The sequence below is a fragment of the Kaustia mangrovi genome, from assembly GCF_015482775.1.
Taxonomy (GTDB): domain Bacteria; phylum Pseudomonadota; class Alphaproteobacteria; order Rhizobiales; family Im1; genus Kaustia; species Kaustia mangrovi.
The window spans coordinates 1,384,752-1,404,242 of record NZ_CP058214.1; the positions used below are offsets into that span (position 1 = coordinate 1,384,752).

Below are 19,491 nucleotides of genomic sequence, written 5' to 3' on the forward strand. Positions count from 1 at the left end.
CGGAAACCTTCCGCGCTCTCGCGCGAAACGCACGCAACGGCGCGTGCGCTTTGCGCGCCATCACGCGCGCAGCCCGAGCTTGATCATCTGATGGCGCAGGGCATGGCGGCTGAGGCCGAGCTGCTGCGCGGCAGCCGCCACGCTGCCCTCGGCGTGCATGAGGGCCTTCTCGATGAGCTCGCGCTGGAACGCGGCCGTGGCGGCGCGAAAATCGTACTCCTCCCCGTGCCCAGTCCGGGCCGGCCCTTCCGTGGCGGGCAGAACGCGGGCGGTTCCAGCCCGCACCGTCCGCAGGATACGGTCGGGCAGATGCCTGGCGAGCACCCGATTGTCGTCCTCCAGAATGAAGATGCGCTCCAGGAGGTTCTCCAGCTCCCGCACATTGCCGGGCCAGGGATAGGCCTTGAAGACGCTTTCCACCTCCCCGCTCAGCCCCGTGATCGAGCGGTCATAGCGCGCATTGAGCTTGCGTATGAAATGTTCGGCGAGGATGAGCACATCGTCGCCCCTCTCGCGCAGGGGCGGAATGTTGATCGCGATCACCTGCAGGCGATAGTAGAGATCCTCCCGGAAATGGCCGGCCGTGACCTCCGACAGCAGGATCTTGTTGGTCGCGGCGATGAAGCGGACATCCACCTCGATGGGGCGCACCGCCCCCACGCGCCGGAAGCGCTGCGTGTCGAGAAGGCTGAGCAGCTTGGCCTGCAGCATCAGGTCCATCTCGCGGATCTCGTCCAGGAAGATCGTGCCGCGATTGGCCGCCTCCACAAGGCCGGTCTTCTTCGCCGACGCGCCCGTGAAGGCGCCGCGCTCATGGCCGAAAAGCTCCGATTCCAGAAGGCTGGACGGGATCGCCGCACAGTTGACGTCGACGAACTCGTTGCGCGCGCGGGCCGATTGCTCGTGCAGCATGCGCGCAACGAGCCCCTTGCCCGTGCCGGTCTCGCCATAGATGAGGACCGTGCGCGACGGGCTGGCGGCAACGCGGCCTATGAGGCGGCGCACGCCTTCGATGCTGGAATGCTCGCCGATCAACTCGCCCTGATAATGCGCCATTCCGCCATCCGCCACTGGCTTGCCGTCCCGCGTCAGGCGTCAAGCTCGTAGCGGCGCCATCTGCCCTCGCATGGATTCCCTTCGGCAAAATAGAGCCGTCTCCGGCGGCAGGCAAAGATCGCCGACGAGATGGTCGAGGAATCCCCGCCGTCCACGGGATGCTGGCAGAGCGATCCGCTCCCGTCGCCGGGGACATGGCTCGCCATGAGGTCGGCGGCAGAGCGGGCCGACCAGTTGCGCTCCGATGCCATGGCGGCACCGAGCCCGGCAAAGCGGGCATGCGAGTTCCGGGCCGCACGGTCCCCGCCATGCTGGAGCGTGCGTCCGGCAAGCTCCGGGGAGACGAAATGATTCGTCCGGAATGCGGGGCTCCCCCGCTCCACCGCGATGCCGCTGTTGCCGAGCTCCACGGCCGCCACGGCGCCGGAGGGATCGGCCATCACCAGCGTGCCGCCGCCGGCATGGCGGGCGGAGGACACGAACCGGACGGCGTCCTCAACGGTCCGGCAGTCGGACAGAAGCCGCGTCATCAGGAAGTACCGCAGCCAGCCGACGCCATGGTCGCCCGTGCCGACCTGGGTGTCGACCAGGGCAAGGCCCCATCCGTTGATGCCGCTGGAATAGGCGCCGGGGCTGCCGAGGCTGCCCACGCACAGCATCTCGCCGCCATGGATGTCGGGACCCTTGTGGCGGAAGACCCGCTGGATGCCGAGATGGGTGCCCCGGAAATCGCGGTTCTTCACGACCATGGGCCCGTCCGTGCCGTCCGCGACCGCCCAGGCGCTGCAGCCGTCGCCGGCCTCCGGTCCAGTGGCTTTCAGGTCCCGGAGGATGCCGAGATGCAGATGGACGAAGAGCACGGGCTCCGGGATATCGAACCCCTCGGCGATACCGCGCAACTCAAGGAGGCTGGCCGGATCGGTCTCCTGCGCGAACGCGCGCTGTGCATCGAGGAAGGCCTGCGCCGGCGGGTCCAGAAGCCCGGCCGCACCTGCCGCATCCACGGCCGCCGCGACGGCGTTCCTCACGGCGCCGGCGCCAGCTCCGCCTTTGCGGGCCTGCCCGAGGCCGCGCTCATGGGCATCGCCGGACAGCATGACCGGCAGGGAAGGGTCAGGAAGCCAGTTCGACATTGTTCTCGACCAGATGGCAGGCGGCTGTGTGATCCGGGCCGACCGCGGTGGGTTTCGGGGCGACGGTCCTGCAGATGTCCGTCGCCAGCGGGCACCGGGTGTGGAACTTGCAGCCCGGCGGCGGCGACAGGGGCGACGGCAGGTCGCCGCGCAGCGCCACATGCCGGCGCCGTCCGGGACGGTCGATCTCGGGCACGGCCGACAGCAGGCTCTGCGTATAGGGATGGCGCGCGCGCTCGAGCACGGCCTCCGCAGGCCCCATCTCCACAATCTCGCCGAGATACATGACCGCGACGCGGTCGCTGACATAGCCGATCACCGCGATGTCGTGGGAGATGAAGAGATAGGTCAGTCCCATCTCGCGCTTCAGGTCGGAGAGGAGCTGCACGATCTGCGCCTGGATCGAGACGTCGAGGGCGGAGACCGGTTCGTCGCACACGATGAAATCGGGATTGAGGATCAGCGCGCGGGCGATTCCGATCCGCTGGCGCTGCCCGCCGGAGAACTGGTGCGGGAACCGGTCCAGATGAGCGGTCTTGAGCCCGACATTCTCGACGATCGCGGCGGTCTTGTCGCGCAGCTCCCGGCGATTGCGGGCAAGGCCGTGCAGCTTCAGCGGCAGGCCGACGATCTCCGCCACCGTCCGGCGAGGATTGAGCGAGGCATAGGGGTCCTGGAAGATGATCTGCATCTTCCGGCGCATCTCCTTGAGCGCGTCCGCGTCGAGCGCGGTGACGTCCTCGCCGCCGAACTCCACGCGTCCCGATGTCGGCTCGTGCAGCCGCAGCACCGCACGGCCGAGCGTGGACTTGCCGCACCCGCTCTCGCCGATGAGGCCGAGCGTCTCGCCGCGGCCGACATCGAAGCTCACATCGTTGAGCGCCTTGACGAGCACGCCGGCCCGGCCGGTCAGCCTGCCGAACAGGCCGCGCCGCGTATCGTAGTGCTTGACGAGATTGCGGACCCTGACCAGCGGCCCGGGCGAGTGTGCCCCCATTGTCGTCATGGCTCTCCCTCCCCGGCGCGAACGCACCGCACCATGCGGCCCTCCGCCATTGCGCGCATCGCGATATCGGCCTTGCACGGCTCGAGGCGCATGGCGCACCGGCCGAAGAAGCGGCACTGTGCCGGCAGATCGATCAGCTCGGGCACCTGGCCGTCGATCGGCCGGATGCGGCGCCCGCGCATGGACAGGCGCGGAATGGAATTCAGCAGGCCCTGCGTATAGGGGTGCTGCGGGTCGGCGATGACCTGCCGCGTCGTGCCGGTTTCCACGACCTGGCCCGCATACATGACCATCACCCTGTCGCAATGCTCCGCCACGACGCCGAGATCGTGGGTGATGAGCACCACGCTCATGCCCAGCTCCTGCCTGATATCGGCGATGAGATCGAGAACCTGGGCCTGGATCGTGACGTCGAGGGCGGTCGTCGGCTCGTCGGCGATCAGGAGCTTCGGCCGGCAGGCCAGCGCGATCGCGATCATGATACGCTGGCGCATGCCGCCGGAGAATTCGTGCGGATAGTTGCCGAGCCGCGTCTCCGGCGACGGGATGCCGACGAGCCGCATCATCTCCACCGCGCGCTCGCGCACCGCCATCCTGCGCGCCCGGCGCTCCCGGGGCAGTGTCGCGTCATGGGCGTGGAGAACCTCTCCGAGCTGCTCGCCCACGGTGAGCGCGGGATTGAGGGCGGTGAGCGCATCCTGCATCGTCATGGCGATGTCGCGGCCACGCAGAAGGCGCATCTCGGAGGGCGCCAGGCCGGTCAGCTCGCGCCCCTCGAAACGGATGGACCCGCCCTCGATATATCCCGGCGAGCGCACGAGCCCCATGACAGAGGCGAATGTGACGCTCTTGCCGGAGCCGGACTCGCCCACAATGCCGAGACACTCGCCCTGCCTGACGTCGAGATCGACGCCGTCGACGGCGCGCACCAGGCCGTTGCGGGTCGCGAAGGCGGTCCGCAGCCCACGCACCTCCAGAAGGGGTCGGGATGCCGTGTCAGTCATTCATGGAACCTCGGATCGAAGGCGTCGCGCAGCCCCTGGCTCGCCACGTTGATCGAAAGCACGAGCAGGAGAATGGCCAGCCCCGGAAAGGTGCTCACCCACCACGCCTCCAGGATGAAGGCGCGCCCGTCGGCCACCATGGAGCCCCAGGAGGCGGTCGGCGGCTGCACGCCGAGCCCGAGAAACGACAGGCTCGCCTCCAGGATGATCACATGGGCCATGCGGATCGTGGACACCACGATCACCGGCGACAGGATGTTCGGCATGATCTCGCGCAGCATGATGTGACCGCGCGACGCGCCGAGCGCCCGCGCGGCCTCGACATACTCGATCTCGCGGGCCGCCAGTGTCTCGCCGCGCACGACCCGGCAGGGTATGACCCATTCCTTGTAGGCGAGCGCGATGACGATGTTCTGAAGTCCCGGCCCCATCATGGCCATGAGCCCGATGGCGAAGATGAGATAGGGAAAGCCGAGCAGGATATCGACGAGGCGCGAGATCGCCACATCGACCCAGCCCCTGAGATAGCCCGCCGCCAGACCGGCCATGATCCCGACGGTTGTGGCGAGCAGGATGACGGCGGCGCCGATGAAGATCGAGATCCGCGCGCCATAGACGATGCGCGAGAGGATGTCCCGGCCGAGCCCGTCGCAGCCGAGCGGATAGGCCCAGTCGCCGCCCGCCATCCAGACCGGTGGCTGGAGGCGCCGGAACAGGTCCGTCTCGTTGGGGTCCTGCGGTGCGATCAGCGGGGCGAAGACGGCCAGCACGACGAAGATGCCCACGACCGCCGCGGCCGCGAGGGCCATGCGGTTCCCGGCGAAATTGCCGAGATTTCTCAAGAAGGGGGAGTCCCGCCGGTCGGACGCGGACGCCGCCCCGCCGGCCTTGTCGGCGGCCGCGCTCATAGCTTCACCCTCGGATTGAGCATTGTGTAGAGAATGTCGGCGACGAAGTTCAGCATGACATAGGTGAGCGCATAGAGCAGCACGGCCGCCTGAACGAGCGGGTAGTTCCTGAGGAAGATGCTCTCCACCACGAGGCGGCCGAGGCCCGGCCAGCCGAACACGGTCTCCACGATCATGTTTCCGCCGAGCAGGGACCCGGTCTCGATCGCGGCGACGGAGACCGTCGGGATCAGCGCGTTCTTGAGGGCGTGGCGAAACAGGATGCGATGCCGGCTCAGCCCCTTCGCCTCGGCGAAGACGATGTAGTCGGACCGCATCACCTCCAGCATCGACGTGCGGGTCACCCGCATCAGGATCGCCGTCATGGGCAGGCCCAGCGTGATCGCCGGCAGGATGACATGGGACAGCGCGTCGAGGAACGCGTCGAACCGGCCCTGGATCAGCGTGTCGATCAGCAGGAAATGCGTGATCGGCTGGACCTCGCTGGAGAACCCGATGCGACCCGAGACCGGAAGGACGTGGAGATGCACCGCGAACAGCATCAAGAGCAGGATGCCGAACCAGAACCCCGGCAGGGAGACGCCGAGAAGCGAACCCACGGTGGCCAGCCGGTCGAGGATCGTGTTCTTCCGGACCGCCGCCAGAACGCCGAGCGGAATGGCCGTGACCAACGCCAGAAGCAGGGCCACCAGGCTCAGCTCGACGGTCGCGGGCAGCCGTTCGGCGATGACGTCCATCACCGGCCTGCGGTGATAGAAGCTCAGGCCGAAATTCCCGGTGACGGCATTGCCGAGGAACGCCGCGAACCGCTCGTGAAGAGGCAGATCGAGGCCGAGATCCTGCCGCAGCAGACTCTCCTCCTGCGCCGTGACGTTCTGGTCGCCGATCATGATCTCGACCGGGTCGCCCGGGGTCAGCGCCATCATCAGGAAGACGATCACGCTGACGCCGAGGAGAACGGGCACGAGTTGCAGCAGGCGCTCGACGAGCTTGCCCATAGGCATGGCAGGCGCTCCGGTGGCTCGGGGTGTCAGTCGACGCAGGCGTCGTGGAGATTGATGCGACTGTCGGGACTGGGCTTCCAGCCCTTCAGGCGCCTGGAGACACCGTAAATGTCCTGCGGCACCCACAGATAGAGATAGGGCAGGTCCTCGTTCACGATCGCCTCGGCCTTGCGGTAGAGCGCGGCACGCTTTTCGGTGTCGGCCTCCACGCCCGCCTCGTCGAGGATCTCGTCGAGCGCGGGATTGGAGTAGCCGGCGGAGTTGCCGCGGTCATTCGTGCGATGGGTCGGCACGAAGATGCCATAGGGATCGAGCGAGCCGTTGCCCCAAGAGGTGAAGTACATGTCGCCGGTCTTCTCCCCGCCCCGGGTCCGCCACTTGCTGGACAGCTGCGACCCTTCGCCGACCACCACCGTGGTGCGGAAGCCGGCCTTGGTCAGCAGGGAGGCCACGGCCTCCGCGACGTCCTTGTAGGCCCCTTCCGTGTCGAGCTGGAGATCGACGCCGTCCGGATAGCCCGCCTCCGCCAGCATCGCGCGCGCGAGCTCTGGATCGTAGTCGTACACGGTCAGCTCGCGATTGTGCCCGAACGCGTCGGGGCTGAGGATCCCCTCGATGGCAACGGCGTTGCCGGCGAGGATGCGGTCGATGATGAGGTCCTTGTCGATGGCGTGCATGGCCGCCTGACGGACCTTCGGATCGTCGAAGATGTCGCCCTGGGTGTTGAGGGCGACGAAGAAGCTTCGCGTCCCGTTCGCGGTCACCACATCGGTGCCGGGATTGTTCTTCACCTGGGCGACGGAATGGGCCGGCAGGTCGTTGATGATGTCCACATCGCCCGCAAGCAGCGCGGCCACCCGCGAGGCGTTTTCGGGTATCACCTTGAAGATCACCCGGTCCACGCAGGCCTTGCCGACCGGCGCGATGTCGTCGGCACCGCCATAGTAGCCGTCGAACCGTTCCATGATGACGGAATCGCCCCGTCGCCAGTCGACGAGCCTGAACGGCCCCGTTCCGTTGACCTGCGTGGCCAGGCCGTCGGTTCCGACCTTCTCCACGAACGCCTTGGAGACCACCTCCTGAAACGGCAGCATGGCGGGAAGAATGGGCCAGGGCTCGCCGAGATGGATGCGGATCGTCCGGTCGTCGACGATCTCGATCTCCTCGACCGGCCCGAGGAGGCTCTTGCGCGGGCTGGTCCGGCCATCCATCGCCCCTTCCACCGTGATGCGGTCGAGGGTGAACTTGACGTCCTCCGCCGTCAGTTCCGAGCCGTCGTGAAACGTCACGCCCTTGCGCAGCGTGAACTCGTAGACGGTCGGCGAGACCTGCCGGAAGCTCTCGGCAAGCTCGGGAACCACCGTCATGTCGCCATCCCTCGTCAGGATGCCGTCATACATGTTGCGCAGGATCGTCTCCGTCTCCCGCTTGCGATGGTTGGCCGGGTCGAGCGTATCGGCATCGTTGGTGAAGCCGACCCTGATCTCGGATGCCTGCGTCAGCGCGGCCGGCGCGGCAATCGCCATGGCGGTGGCGAGTGCAAGCAGCGTTGTGAACCTCATTGCAACCTCCGGATATATGGGGCTTCCGCTTGTCCGTGAGCTGGCGAGCGCGGGTACAGGCCTCGATCCGCAAGACCCGTGCCAATCCGCTTCCCGGCGCAACCGTTCAGGATTCGAAAGACATATCAATATGTTGGGAAAATCGGAAAAAATCTTCGCGGCGGCGCGGATATGACGCGCGCGAAATTCACGCAATATGCGTGCGATCCACCCGCATGGACCGGCGCCTTCCGCGCGAGCGAGCGGATCGGATCCAAGGCGCGCGTCCCATGCCGCGCGGCCGGGGCCGGGCGGAGATTGCCGGATGCACCCTCTTGGGCGCCCACCCTGCGACGCCCAGTCCTCAAACGCAGACTTAGACTAGATCTAAACTATTGATGTTGCGGTATTTTTCCGATTGCGCTATCAGAATTCGGCTTGACGTCACGCTGCGCTCTCGAGGCGCAAGGCCGTTTGTTCTTCTGCACAGCACGGACGATGCTCGCGCCCCTGAATACAGTCTTCCTCCTGCATCGCCGGTCGTTGATGTGGAGCGTTATGCGGATCGTCCGCGACCGGCAGACCGCGGAGGATCTGGCGCAGGAGACCTATCTGCGAGCGCGAAAGGCCATCGAGGCGGGGCCGATCGAGCATATCGAGGCGTTCCTGCACCGAACGGCGCGCAATCTGGCGCTCGATCATCTCCGGCGCCGAAGGACGCGGGGCGAGATCGAGACGGCCGGGCCTGGCGCGAACGACCTTTGCGACATACCCGCCGACATCCCGTCCCTGGAGGACGCGGTCATCGAGCGCGAGCGGCTGGAGATCTTCCGCAAGGCGCTCGCCGGCCTGCCTGAGCGGGCCCAGACGGTCATCGTGCTCAGCCGCATCGAGGAATGGTCGAACCGAAGAATCGCGGCCTGGCTGGGCGTGTCGGAAAGGACCGTCTTCAACGATCTCAAGCTGGCGATGGCCCATTGCCGCGAGACGCTCGCCCGGGCCGGCCGGGAGTGAACCCGCCCAAATTGCATTCTCCGGACCCAGAGACTCTTTTCCGGATTCCAGTGCGTGAAACGTCTCAGGTATAATAAGAAGCCGCGACGCAATGACCGACGGACGGCTGAAGTGGGACGACAAGCGCCAGACGGGGCACAGCCCGACGATGGCTTCACGCATGACGATCCTGTTGTCGACGAGGCGCTCGAATGGTTCGCCCATCTGCGCGGCTCGGCGCCCGACGCGGCGCGGCAAGCGGAGTTCGACGCCTGGCTCCGCCGCGACCCGCGCCATGCCGAGGAATTCCGCAATCTCGAGGCGATCTGGGGCTCCGCCGCCTTCGGCAAGGCTGCCGACAGCCTTCACGCCGCTGCCCGCCCGCCTGCCGGGCGGAGACGCCGGCAGGTCATCCCGACAGGCTGGGCCGGAAGGCTGTCCGCCGCCGCGGCCGTCCTGATCGTCGCCCTTGCGACATGGCAATTGCCTTCCGCCGTGCTGCGCTGGCAGGCCGACTACCTGACGGAGACGGGCCGGCAATCCACCATCGCACTGCCGGACGGCTCGACCATGATCCTCAATACCGCTTCCGCGGTGACGGTCGATTTCGAGGACGGGCGGAGAGACGTGCGGCTCCTTCAGGGCGAAGCCTTCTTCGATGTGCTGCGCGACCCCGACCATCCGTTCCGGGTCGCCGGCGAATATGGCGAGGTCGAGGTCAGGGGCACCGCCTTCTCGGTGCGCATCGACGACGACCGCGATCGCGTCGTGCTCGAGCGGGGACGCGTCGACGTCAGCCGGCTCGCCGACCGGGCGGAGCATGTCGCACTCGAGCCGGACCAGATGGCGGTGGCGACGGATACGGCACTGTCGGCGGCGACATCGATCGACACGGCGCGTGCCCTTGCCTGGCGCGAGGGCCGTATCGTCTTCGAGAACCGGCCGCTCTCGCAGGTGATCGACGAGCTCCGCCGTTACCATGCGGGCACGATCCTGGTCATGGACCGTCGCCTCGACCGCCTCGCCATCACCGGCAATTACCGCCTCGACGATATAGACGGCGCCGTACGCACCATTGCCGACGCCGTTGGCCTCGCAATGACCCGTCTCCCCGGCGGAATCGTCATTCTTCGCTGACGCCTTCAGCCGATTTTTCCGACTCCATCCCACCGAAACGTCTCGTCTAGGAGGGCCCGTGATCCGGCGCGGTGCCGGCCGGAGCCCTCGATGTCGGAAGAGGAGGCTTTTCGGTCATGGGAAGACGGGCTGGGGCGGCGCGCGTCGGGATCATCGCGACAGGAGCGGGGAAGAGGACGCGGCATCCGGCGGCGGTGCTGCTGGCATCGGCCGCGCTGTGCTGTGCCGGCATCGCGTCCAGCACCACGGGATACGCGCAACCGGCGTCGCCGGCCGCGCCCTCGGGCGGAAGCATCGGCTTCTCCATCCCGGCCCAGCCGCTTTCCTCCGCCCTCGACACCTTCATTCGCACCACCGGATGGCAGATCAGCTATCCCTCGGCGCTCGCGCGCGGAAGACGGTCGAGCGCGGTCGTGGGGACCATGGCCCCCGCACAGGCGCTGCAGCGGCTGGTCGCCGGAACCGGCCTTGAGGTGCGGATCGGTGCGGCGGGCTCCGCCGCGCTGGTCGATCCCGGAAGCCTGCCCGCGACTATCAGCGACAACGGCTCCACGGTTCTCGACGCGATCACCGTGTCGAGCGGGCCCGGAGACGTCCTGGCGGACACGCCCTACGAGACGCCCGGCTCCACCGCCTATATCTCCGCCGAGCAGATCGAGCGCGTGCCGCCGAGCTCTCCCGGCGACATGTTCGATCTGACCCCGGGCGTGATCGCGTCCGGCAACCGGGTCGGCCCGTCGATGAACCTCAACATCCGCGGCATGCAGGGCCAGGACCGCGTCAATGTGATGGTCGACGGCACGCGCCAGTCCAACAACTCCTATCGCGGTTATCAGGGCAGCCGGAACGAGGTCTATGTCGATCCGGATTTTCTGGGCGGCATCGAGATCACCGAGGGCCCGCTTGGCGGCGCGGGCGGCATCGGCGCCATGGGCGGCGTCGTGAACATGCGCACCATCGAGGCCGGCGATATCGTGAGGGACGGCGAGACATACGGCGTCCGCATCAAGGGCGGTCTGGCCGACAACTCGATCAGCCCGCCCGAGGCCGGCACCCGGGAGATCCGCGAGCGGGACTGGGAGGACACGCTCGCGGAGGCCTGGTCGGGCAACATCGTCGCGGCGACGACGCAGGAGAACTACGACCTCCTGTTCGGCTTCTCGCGCAGGAAAAACGGCAACTACTTCGCCGGCCGGAACGGCAGGGAGACATATGTAGACACCCGGCCGAGAACGCCGCGGGAGACCAAATTCTCGCCATTCGGCCCCGGCGGCGAGGTGCTCGGCACCTCGCAGGACGTGACCTCCTTCATCGCCAAGGGCGCCCTGAGATGGGGCGACGGCCATGAGCTGGAGCTCGGCTATATCCTGTACAACAACGAATATGGCGAGCTGAACGAAACGCTTCTCGCCTTCTCCGTCGGCTCCGGGATCGTCATTCCCGTCGCCCAGCCGGAAATACAGGAGACGACGACCCATACGCTGCGCGCGCGATACAGCTACGATCCGAGCGGCAACGACCTGATCGGGCTCAAGGCCAATCTGTGGGGGACCGACGTCGATACGGAGACGCACGGGCAGGATTTCGAGAGGAGCGTGCGCACCTATGGCGGCGATATCTCCAACCGCGCCCTGATCGACACCACCTTCGGCCGGTTCTCCGTCACCACCGGCGCGGAGACGGTGTTCGAGCACGCCAAGGCCGACAATGCCGGCGTGGACAACGACCTGATCAGCCCGCTGAGCGAACCCAAAGGCCGCCGCACGATGGTCGGCGGCTTCGGCGAGGCGCAATGGGAAATGACCCGCTGGCTGACATTGGAGGGGAACCTGCGCTACGACTATTATCGCGCCGATCCCGACAATTCGGACTTTCCCAACAAGAAGGGCGGCCGGCTCAGCCCGTCGTCCAGCATTACCATCACGCCCTATGAAGGGCTCCAGATATTCGGCGCCTATACGGAAGGCTGGCGCCCGCCGAGCCTGCGCGAGACCTCCGCCGGCCTGGAGAACGGCTATCTCGTTCCCAATCCCGATCTGGACCCGGAGACCTCCCGGAACTTCGAGTTCGGCGTGAACCTGTTGCGCAACGATGTGTTCCTCGACGGCGACAATCTGCGTTTCAAGGCCGTCAGGTTCTCCAACAACTATGAGGACTACATCGCCCGGGCGCGCCTGCCGTTCGCCGGCGCCCGATACACATGGGTCAACATCGACCGCGCGAAGTTCAGGGGGTATGAGCTGTCCGCAGCCTACGATGCCGGTTTTGCCTTCGTGGAAGCGGGTTTCACCAAATATGACAAGGTGGAGTTCTGCCAGTCCGGCGTCTGCAGCCTGGACGGGATCGGGACCGATTACGGCATCCAGAACATGCCCCCCAAATATTCCGGCCATGTCACCGCAGGCGTCCGGCTGCTCGACCGGCGCCTCACGCTGGGCGGACAGGCCTATTATTTCGGGAAGAGATACGGCGGATACGACCAGGCGCCGGGGGCCTTCGTCCTGCCTGTCTACTATACCGCCAATGCGATCTTCGACATCTTCGCCGGCTACGAGATCAACCAGAATGCGAGGCTCGACTTCAGCATCGAGAACCTCACCGATCGCTACTATCTCGACCCTCTCTCTACCGGTGTCGTCCCCTCGCCCGGCCGCACCGCGCGGCTTTCCTTCACCGCGCGCTTCTAGAGCGCTTTCAGGAAAAGTGGAGACCGCTTTTCCGGTACGAAAGCGCGGCGCTACGGGGGACTGGAGGGCATTGAGTGAACATGGGTTCACGAAATGCGCTTCTAGGTCGGGCGACCGGAAAGCGAACCCGGTTCACACTCTCGCGATCTAATGAATCTCCGGCTCGGGCACCGGCGCGCGGGTGGCCAGGATGTCGAAGTCGCAGCCCTCGTTGGCCTGGCCGATATGGTCCTGGAAGATCGCGCCCCAGCCGCGCCGATAGTGGGGTTCGGGCGGACGCCAGGCTTCGCGGCGGCGGGCGAGCTCGTCCTCCTCCACGCAGAGGTCCAGCGTGCGGGCCTCCACGTCGACGGCGATCTCGTCGCCTGTCTTGGCAAGCGCCAGCGTGCCGCCGACCCAGGCTTCGGGCGCCACATGCAGGATGCAGGCGCCGTAGGAGGTGCCGCTCATGCGGGCATCGGAGATGCGCAGCATGTCGCGCAGTCCCTGCCGCACGAGCTTGCGCGGAATGGGCAGCATGCCCCATTCCGGCATGCCCGGCCCGCCCTGCGGCCCGGCATTCTGCAGCACGAGCACATGGTCGGACGTGACCTCCAGCCCCTCGTCCTCCACCGCCTTCGCCATGGCGTCGTAATTGGGGAAGACGATGGCGGGCCCGCGATGCCTGAGCAGGTCGGAGCGCGCCGCGGCTGGCTTCATCACCGCGCCGTCGGGGGCGAGATTGCCATAGAGGACCGCCGTCGCGCCGCCGGCGAAAACCGGGTTGTCGGGCCCGCGGATCACATCCGCATTGTAGACCTCAGCACCTTTAAGGATCTCATTCCAGGTCCGGTCCGCAACCGTCCGGCTGTCCATGTGGAGATGCTCGCGCAGGTTCCCCATGAGCGCGCGCAAGCCCCCCGCATACCAGAAGTCCTCCATCAGATAGGCCCCGCTCGGGCGCACATTGGCGAGTACCGGCACCTCTCGCGACACCGCGTCGAAAGCCTCCAGGTCCAGCGGCAGGCCGGCGCGGCGCGCAAGCGCGATCAGATGGACGATGACATTGGTCGAGCCGCCCATGGCGTTGTGCACGACCATGGCGTTGTGAAGCGCCTCCGGCGACAGGATCGTCTCCGGCGTCACGTCCTGCCAGACCATATCCACGATGCGCCGGCCGGACGCCGTCGCCATGCGGGAATGGTTGGCGTCCGCGGCGGGAATCGACGACGCGTTGGGCAGCGTGAAGCCAAGGGCCTCCGCGACCGCCATCATGGAGGCCGCCGTGCCCATGGTCATGCAGGTGCCGTAGGAGCGCGCGATGCCGCTCTCGATCTCGTCCCAGTCTTCTTCGGTGATGTTGCCGGCGCGCAGTTCGTCCCAGTACTTCCAGCTGTCCGACCCGGACCCCAGCACCTGGCCCCGCCAGTTGCCGCGCAGCATCGGCCCCGCCGGCACGAAGAGCGCCGGCAGCCCCATGGAGATCGCCCCCATGAGCAGCCCCGGCGTGGTCTTGTCGCAACCACCGAGCAGGATCGCCCCGTCCACCGGGTGGCTCCTGAGCAGCTCCTCCACCTCCATGGCGAGGAAGTTGCGATAGAGCATGGTGGTCGGCTTGACGAAGGGCTCCGACAGGCTCATCGCCGGCAGTTCGATGGGGAAGCCGCCCGCCTGCCAGACGCCGCGCTTCACCTCCTCGGCGCGCATGCGCAGATGGGCGTGGCACTGGTTGATGTCCGACCAGGTATTGACGATGGCGATGACGGGCTTGCCGGCGAAGTCGGCCCGGTCGTAGCCCATCTGCTTCAGCCTGGAGCGATGGCCGAAGGCGCGCAGATCGTGCACCCCCAGCCAGCGGTGGCTGCGCAGCTCTTCAGGGGTCTTCATCGGCTGGCGTGTCCCGCTGTTTTCCTTGTCACTGGTCCCCTCCCGACACCTGCTGCGGCTCCCGGGAGGCCGCGATCCGCCGCATACCGTAGTCGACCAGCACGCCGCCGATGGCGAGCGCCGCTCCGACCGCGTCGGTCACAAGGCCCGGCTTGATCAGCACGAAGGCTGCGCCCACGAACATCAGCCTCGGAAGCCATGAGATCGGCCCGACCAGATAGCCCTGGAGCCCGACACTGAGGAACGCGATGCCGCAGAAGGAGGTCACCACCGACAGGAGCACGGTGGTCCAGTCGCCGATCAGCAGGAGCGACGGTCCGAAGACGAACATGAACGGGATGATGTAGCCCGGCAGCGCGAGCTTCACCGCCGTCACGCTGGTGTCCCAGATAGGCGAGCGGGCAATGCCGCAGGCCGCGTAGACGGCAATCGCCACCGGTGGCGTGATCGCCGAGAGGATGGCGAAGTAGAGCACGAAGAGATGCGCCGCCTCGACCTGCACGCCGAGCCGCACGAGCGCCGGCACGAGGAGGGCGACCTGCACGATATAGGCCGGCGTCGTCGGCATGCCCATGCCGAGCACGATGCCGGCGACCATGGTGAGGATGAGCGCCAGGACCAGCGAATCCTGCGACACCGCCTTCACGATGCCGGTGAAGGTGAGCCCGAGCCCGGTTTGCGCGATCACGCCGATGACGATGCCCGCCGTCGCGCAGGCCATGGCGACGATCACCGCGTTGCGCGCGCCGTCGGCGAGCGATTCCACGATCCGGCCGAACGTCACCTCCTTGCGCGTCCCCTTGCGCAGGAGCGCGAGCGGAACGACGGAGAGAATGCCGCACAATGCGGAGAACTGGGCGGAATAGCCCCACAGAAGGGCGCCGACGATGACGACGATCGGCCCGAAGAGATGGCCGCGCTCGACCAGCACCTCCTTCAGCCGCGGCAGGTCGGCCCGGGGCAGGCCCTTCATGCCCAGCCGGCGCGCCTCCAGATGCACCGCGAGGAAGACGGCGAAATAGTAGAGCACGGCGGGCAGGATGGCGAAGCTCGCGACGGTGAGATAGCTGACGCCGAGGAACTCCGCCATGACGAAGGCGGCCGCCCCCATGATCGGCGGCATGATCTGCCCGCCCGTCGAGGCCACCGCCTCCACCGCGCCGGCGAAGGCCGGCCGGTAGCCGATGCGCTTCATGAGCGGAATCGTGAAGGCGCCGGTCGTCATCACATTGGCGACCGCCGATCCCGAGATCGAGCCGAAGATTCCGGAGGAGACCACCGCGACCTTGGCCGGCCCGCCGGAGCTGTGGCCGGTCAGCGCGAGCGCGAAATCCATGAACAGCCGTCCGACCCCCATGCGCTCGCACAGCGCGCCGAACATCACGAACAGCACCACATAGGTGGCCGACACCTGCACGGGAATGCCGAACAGGGCGTCGGTGGTCATGTACTGGTATTCGAGCAGCCGGACGGGATCTATCGAGGTGAAGGCGAGCTGATAGGCCAGGAATATGATCGCGGTGATCGGGAGGATGGGCCCGATGGCGCGCCTCGTCCCCTCCAGCACCACCATCATCATCAGCACGGCGAAGAAGATGTCGGTCGCGCTGACCGGCCCGACATAGGCCATGCGCGTGTTGAAATAGGTCTGCTCGATGATCGGATAGGCGGTCGCGGCGAGCGCGCCGGCCACCATCGCCCAATCGATCACGCCGGGCCGGTCGTGGCGGCCACCGGAGCGCGCGGGCAGGGACATGAAGACCAGCACCAGCGCGAAGCCGAGATGCGCGGAGCGCAGGGTGAAGGCGTTGGGCGGCCCGAAAAAGGCGATGTAAAGATGAAAGAGGCTCATCGACACGGCGACCGCCGTGATCAGCCTCCTGCTCCAGACCTCATAGGGCGACTTCGCCTCTGCGACGTCCTCTGCCATGGTATCTCCCGTCCCGACAGAGCAATGCGCACAGTCGGGGCCGGACGTCGGAACGCCCGGCCCCGGCCGGATCACATCGCGCCGTGCTCCTTGTAGAAGAGCTTCGCGCCTTCATGCATCGGCACGCCGTTGTCCTGCGCCATCTTCTCCACCGTCAGGCCCTTCATGGCCCCGGCAATGGCCTGCAGGTCGCCGACATTCTTCCACATCACCTCCAGAACGCCCTTCACGACCTCCGGGTCGAGATCGCAGCGCGCCACGAGATGGGTGGCATAGCCGACCACCTGGACATCCTCGTCCTGGTTGGGATAGGAGCCGCCGGGCACCGTCAGGCCGGCGAAGCCCGGATTGCGCTCGCGCATCTGGGCGATGAACTCGTCGTCGAGCGGCACGAGCTGGATCTTGCGCGAATTGGCGAGATCCATGATCGAGGACGCCGGAACGGTGGTGCCGAGCGTGAAGATGTCGGCATTGCCGTCCTGCATCAGCGACACGCCGTCGGAATAGGACACGTAGTCGACCGAATCCATGTCGTCATAGGACATGCCGCCCACATCGAGCACCGTGCGGATCACCTGCTCGGCGGTGTTGCCGACGGGCTGGGTCACGAGGCGGCGCCCCTTGAAGTCCGCCACGCTGTCGACACCCTCGCCGTCAATGGTGATCATCTGGAAGTATTGCGGATAGAGCGTCGCGAGATTGCAGACATTGTCGGCCTTGCCGTCGAACGGCTTGCGGCCGTTCACCGCATCCACCGTCGAGATCGAGTTGCCGAAGCCGAGATCGGCCTGGCCGCCCTGCACGCCCTGGATATTGGCGACACCGCCGCCGGGCATGACGATGATATTGGTGCCGAGCTCGTTGGCCGCCATGTTCTGGATCGCGCCGCCGAGCGGATACCACGAGCCGCCCTGCGGGCCGGTCATGAAGCGGAGCTGCTGGGCGTCCGCCCCGCTCGCCGTGCCGAGGCCGACGGCCACGGCCATTGCAAACAGAAGAGATTTCTTCATTCTGGAATCCTCCCTAAGTCGTTTCCAAACCAATGATGCGGACGGCCCGGCGATCAGCCGGCGCCGAGCTGCATTTCCGTCTCGTTTCCAGCGTCCAACATGAACGGCGCGCCCGCCTCCGACGCGATCTCGCGCAGCCGGGACACAAGGCTTGCCGTCAGCGGTATGCCGTTCGTCCGCCGTTCTTCCTCGCGGCGGTATTCGGGGTCTCCGGGAACCTGGACCGGCTGCGATGTATCAACCGGCTCGCTTGCGCGCAAGGCGTTCACGAAGCTGTCCAGATCCTCCTCGAAGCCGCCCTCCGGCCGGAACAGGGCCGGGTCGAGCGCGAGGAAGAAGTGCCCGACATCGTGGCGCTCCTGGGCCTCGGGCCGGATCGGGGCGAAGGTCGCGCCCGCCAGGACGGTGGACAGCACCTCCACCATCGCCGCGAGCCCGTAACCCTTGTGGCCTCCACGCTCCTCCTCGCCGCCGAGCGGCGACAGGCGCGGATCGGCGAGCGCGCGGTCGGGATCCGTCTCCCAGCCGCCCTCGCGGTCCTGCGACCAGCCCTCCGGCAGCGGAAGGCCGGAGAATTTCTTCACCCGCATCTTGCCGATGGCCGCCGTGGAGGTCGCCATGTCCAGGACGAACGGACGATTGTTGCGGCCGGGCGCGGCGAAGGCGATCGGGTTCGTGCCGAGCATCGGCTCGCGCCCGCGCGTCGGCACGATGGAAGGCCGCCAGACGGCAGTGGTGCAGAACCCCACCTGGCCGCCCGCCGCGATCCGCCGGACATAGGGGCCCGCCGCGCCGAAATGATGGGAGTTGCGCACCGCGACCGCGCCGACGCCGAATGCCGCCGCCTTGCGCATGGCAAGCTCCGTCGCCCTGAGCGAGACCAGATGGCCGAAGCCCCCGCCGCCGTCCAGAACGGCAATCGCAGCGCGGTCGACCACGGTCGCGATCTCCGGATCCGGCACGATGCGGCCGGCGGCCATCTGGACCCGGTAGAAGTCGAGCAGCGATACGCCATGGCTGTCGATTCCGGCGAGATTGGCCTCGACAAGCAGTTGCGCGGCCGCCTCCGCCTGCTCCCGGGGCAGCCCCCAGGCATCGAGGATGGCAAGAATCTGCCGCTTCAGCACCTCGGCGGAAACGGTATGCATCTGTGGCTCGCTCATTGTCGCCTGGCCCCGTCAGGCCGCGTCGGCAAGGCTGGCATCGAGCGCCGCCAGCTCCCTGGCGACGGGCTCGACCCGCGCGCGCTCGTCGCCGGACAGGTTGGACAGCATGGGCAGCATCGGCCCCATATCCGCGATGCCGGCCAGCGTCACCGCGTCGTGCAGCACGCGGATCGGGCTGATGCCGTCGCGCAGATCCTCGAGCGGCAGGAAGCGCTCGCGGATCGTCTCCGCCTCGGCCACGTCGCCGCGCTTGAGCGCATGGAGCAGCGCGGTGGAGCTGCGCGGCGCCACGCAGACGGAACCGGAGGTGAAGGCCGTGAGGCCGAACTGCGTCACATGGGTGATCGCCGGGCGTTCGCCGATGCCGCTGATGACCATATCCGGATCGACCTTCTGGAGGATGTCCGACAGGAGCGCATCCTTCGAGGGGTCCTCGCGCACCACGGCGTATTTCATGGCGCAGACGAGCCCGTCATCGGCGAGCTTGCCGGCGAGCTCCGGCGTGATGTAGCCCTCGTTCTTCACATAGAGGACGATGGGCTTGCCATAGCGCTCCGCGAAGCGGCGCACGCCGGTCGCCACGCCGTCGGGCGTCGCCGGGAAGTTGAGCGGCAGCACCATGACGGTCGGGAAGGCGTCGTGCTCCCTGAGCACCGCGACCTGATCCATCGCGCGGCCATAGTCCGGCCCGACGGAGGGGATGACCCAGCTGTCGGCCCCGGCCTTGTCCTGCAGCATGCCGAGCGTCTCGGCGAACTGGGCGAGGTCGATATTGTAGAAATTGGCGTTGCCGCCATACATGAGCGTCGTGACGCCCCCCGCCTCCAGATAGCGGATGAGCGCGGCATTGGCCTCCACATCGAGGCTCAGATCGGCGTTGCGGGCAAGCGGCGGCACGGAGAGAACCGAGCGCGCGAGGTCGGCACGCTCAACGGCTGTCGTCTTCACTGGACATCCCCCTGTCAAAGAGTCCGGTCATCGTTCCGCGGTGGTCCCGCGTGTGTCGTGCCGGTAGGCGACCATGACAGCGCAAAGTTGTCAAGCAGACTT

The 19,491-nt window shown here is 67.0% G+C and carries 15 protein-coding genes; 3 read left to right on the forward strand and 12 right to left on the reverse strand.

The window, feature by feature from the left end; all coding sequences use genetic code 11:
• Window positions 1-60 precede the first annotated feature (60 nt).
• From HW532_RS06580 to HW532_RS06610, 7 genes are read right to left on the reverse strand one after another with little or no spacing between them, the layout of a single operon-like run.
• On the reverse strand, window positions 61-1,056 hold the full coding sequence (locus tag HW532_RS06580) for a sigma-54 interaction domain-containing protein (RefSeq protein WP_213163629.1): 996 nt from the start codon (window positions 1,054-1,056) through the stop codon (window positions 61-63).
• 32 nt (window positions 1,057-1,088) lie between these two features.
• Entirely contained in the window at window positions 1,089-2,189 is a 1,101-nt protein-coding gene (locus tag HW532_RS06585; protein WP_213163630.1) for a C45 family autoproteolytic acyltransferase/hydrolase, read from the reverse strand.
• Window positions 2,170-3,195: an ABC transporter ATP-binding protein gene (locus HW532_RS06590; protein WP_246479585.1), complete on the reverse strand. Its 1,026-nt coding sequence runs from the start codon at window positions 3,193-3,195 to the stop codon at window positions 2,170-2,172. Before HW532_RS06590 ends, HW532_RS06585 begins: the two co-directional genes overlap by 20 nt.
• On the reverse strand, window positions 3,192-4,199 hold the full coding sequence (locus HW532_RS06595) for an ABC transporter ATP-binding protein (RefSeq protein WP_213163631.1): 1,008 nt from the start codon (window positions 4,197-4,199) through the stop codon (window positions 3,192-3,194). Before HW532_RS06595 ends, HW532_RS06590 begins: the two co-directional genes overlap by 4 nt.
• Entirely contained in the window at window positions 4,196-5,107 is a 912-nt protein-coding gene (locus HW532_RS06600; protein ID WP_213163632.1) for an ABC transporter permease, read from the reverse strand. Before HW532_RS06600 ends, HW532_RS06595 begins: the two co-directional genes overlap by 4 nt.
• Window positions 5,104-6,111, reverse strand: a complete 1,008-nt coding sequence (locus HW532_RS06605; protein ID WP_213163633.1) for an ABC transporter permease — start codon at window positions 6,109-6,111, stop codon at window positions 5,104-5,106. Before HW532_RS06605 ends, HW532_RS06600 begins: the two co-directional genes overlap by 4 nt.
• Before the next feature lie 26 nt (window positions 6,112-6,137).
• A complete protein-coding gene (locus tag HW532_RS06610) occupies window positions 6,138-7,673 on the reverse strand; it encodes an ABC transporter substrate-binding protein (protein ID WP_246479594.1) in 1,536 nt (511 codons plus the stop codon).
• 477 nt (window positions 7,674-8,150) lie between these two features.
• On the opposite strand from HW532_RS06610, the gene HW532_RS06615 reads away from it, so the two are divergent.
• The 3 genes from HW532_RS06615 (at window position 8,151) to HW532_RS06625 (ending at window position 12,469) form a co-directional block, all read left to right on the forward strand.
• Window positions 8,151-8,666 carry an RNA polymerase sigma factor gene (locus HW532_RS06615; RefSeq protein ID WP_213163634.1) on the forward strand — a complete coding sequence of 172 codons (516 nt, stop codon included), beginning with the start codon at window positions 8,151-8,153 and terminating at the stop codon, window positions 8,664-8,666.
• A 111-nt stretch (window positions 8,667-8,777) separates the two neighbouring features.
• On the forward strand, window positions 8,778-9,782 hold the full coding sequence (locus HW532_RS06620) for a FecR family protein (protein ID WP_213163635.1): 1,005 nt from the start codon (window positions 8,778-8,780) through the stop codon (window positions 9,780-9,782).
• A gap of 116 nt (window positions 9,783-9,898) precedes the next feature.
• A complete protein-coding gene (locus tag HW532_RS06625; protein ID WP_213163636.1) occupies window positions 9,899-12,469 on the forward strand; it encodes a TonB-dependent receptor in 2,571 nt (856 codons plus the stop codon).
• A gap of 147 nt (window positions 12,470-12,616) precedes the next feature.
• On the opposite strand, the gene araD is transcribed toward HW532_RS06625, so the two are convergent.
• The 5 genes from araD to HW532_RS06650 all read right to left on the reverse strand — a co-directional run bounded on the left by araD (window position 12,617) and on the right by HW532_RS06650 (window position 19,389).
• Complete coding sequence (gene araD, locus HW532_RS06630; RefSeq protein WP_213163637.1) at window positions 12,617-14,335, reverse strand: L-arabinonate dehydratase; 1,719 nt, start codon at window positions 14,333-14,335, stop codon at window positions 12,617-12,619.
• Window positions 14,336-14,363: 28 nt separating this feature from the next.
• Window positions 14,364-16,265 (reverse strand): TRAP transporter permease, encoded by a 1,902-nt coding sequence (locus HW532_RS06635; RefSeq protein ID WP_213163638.1) that lies wholly within the window; start codon window positions 16,263-16,265, stop codon window positions 14,364-14,366.
• A 71-nt stretch (window positions 16,266-16,336) separates the two neighbouring features.
• Window positions 16,337-17,275: a TAXI family TRAP transporter solute-binding subunit gene (locus HW532_RS06640; protein ID WP_213163639.1), complete on the reverse strand. Its 939-nt coding sequence runs from the start codon at window positions 17,273-17,275 to the stop codon at window positions 16,337-16,339.
• A gap of 53 nt (window positions 17,276-17,328) precedes the next feature.
• The gene (locus HW532_RS06645; protein WP_213163640.1) at window positions 17,329-18,438 is read right to left on the reverse strand and encodes an Ldh family oxidoreductase; all 1,110 of its coding nucleotides are present in this window, start codon (window positions 18,436-18,438) and stop codon (window positions 17,329-17,331) included.
• Between the two features lie 15 nt (window positions 18,439-18,453).
• On the reverse strand, window positions 18,454-19,389 hold the full coding sequence (locus HW532_RS06650; protein WP_213163641.1) for a dihydrodipicolinate synthase family protein: 936 nt from the start codon (window positions 19,387-19,389) through the stop codon (window positions 18,454-18,456).
• Between the last annotated feature and the right edge of the window lie 102 nt (window positions 19,390-19,491).

Coding starts and splice junctions, on each gene's coding strand:
- HW532_RS06605 (WP_213163633.1), bottom strand. CDS start 6,111: ATGCCTATGGGCAAGCTCGTCGAGCGCCTGCTGCAACTCGTGCCCGTT.
- HW532_RS06590 (WP_246479585.1), bottom strand. CDS start 3,195: ATGACGACAATGGGGGCACACTCGCCCGGGCCGCTGGTCAGGGTCCGC.
- araD (WP_213163637.1), bottom strand. CDS start 14,335: ATGAAGACCCCTGAAGAGCTGCGCAGCCACCGCTGGCTGGGGGTGCAC.
- HW532_RS06595 (WP_213163631.1), bottom strand. CDS start 4,199: ATGACTGACACGGCATCCCGACCCCTTCTGGAGGTGCGTGGGCTGCGG.
- HW532_RS06625 (WP_213163636.1), top strand. CDS start 9,899: ATGGGAAGACGGGCTGGGGCGGCGCGCGTCGGGATCATCGCGACAGGA.
- HW532_RS06645 (WP_213163640.1), bottom strand. CDS start 18,438: ATGAGCGAGCCACAGATGCATACCGTTTCCGCCGAGGTGCTGAAGCGG.
- HW532_RS06615 (WP_213163634.1), top strand. CDS start 8,151: ATGCTCGCGCCCCTGAATACAGTCTTCCTCCTGCATCGCCGGTCGTTG.
- HW532_RS06635 (WP_213163638.1), bottom strand. CDS start 16,265: ATGGCAGAGGACGTCGCAGAGGCGAAGTCGCCCTATGAGGTCTGGAGC.
- HW532_RS06640 (WP_213163639.1), bottom strand. CDS start 17,275: ATGAAGAAATCTCTTCTGTTTGCAATGGCCGTGGCCGTCGGCCTCGGC.
- HW532_RS06600 (WP_213163632.1), bottom strand. CDS start 5,107: ATGAGCGCGGCCGCCGACAAGGCCGGCGGGGCGGCGTCCGCGTCCGAC.
- HW532_RS06580 (WP_213163629.1), bottom strand. CDS start 1,056: ATGGCGCATTATCAGGGCGAGTTGATCGGCGAGCATTCCAGCATCGAA.
- HW532_RS06610 (WP_246479594.1), bottom strand. CDS start 7,673: ATGAGGTTCACAACGCTGCTTGCACTCGCCACCGCCATGGCGATTGCC.
- HW532_RS06585 (WP_213163630.1), bottom strand. CDS start 2,189: ATGTCGAACTGGCTTCCTGACCCTTCCCTGCCGGTCATGCTGTCCGGC.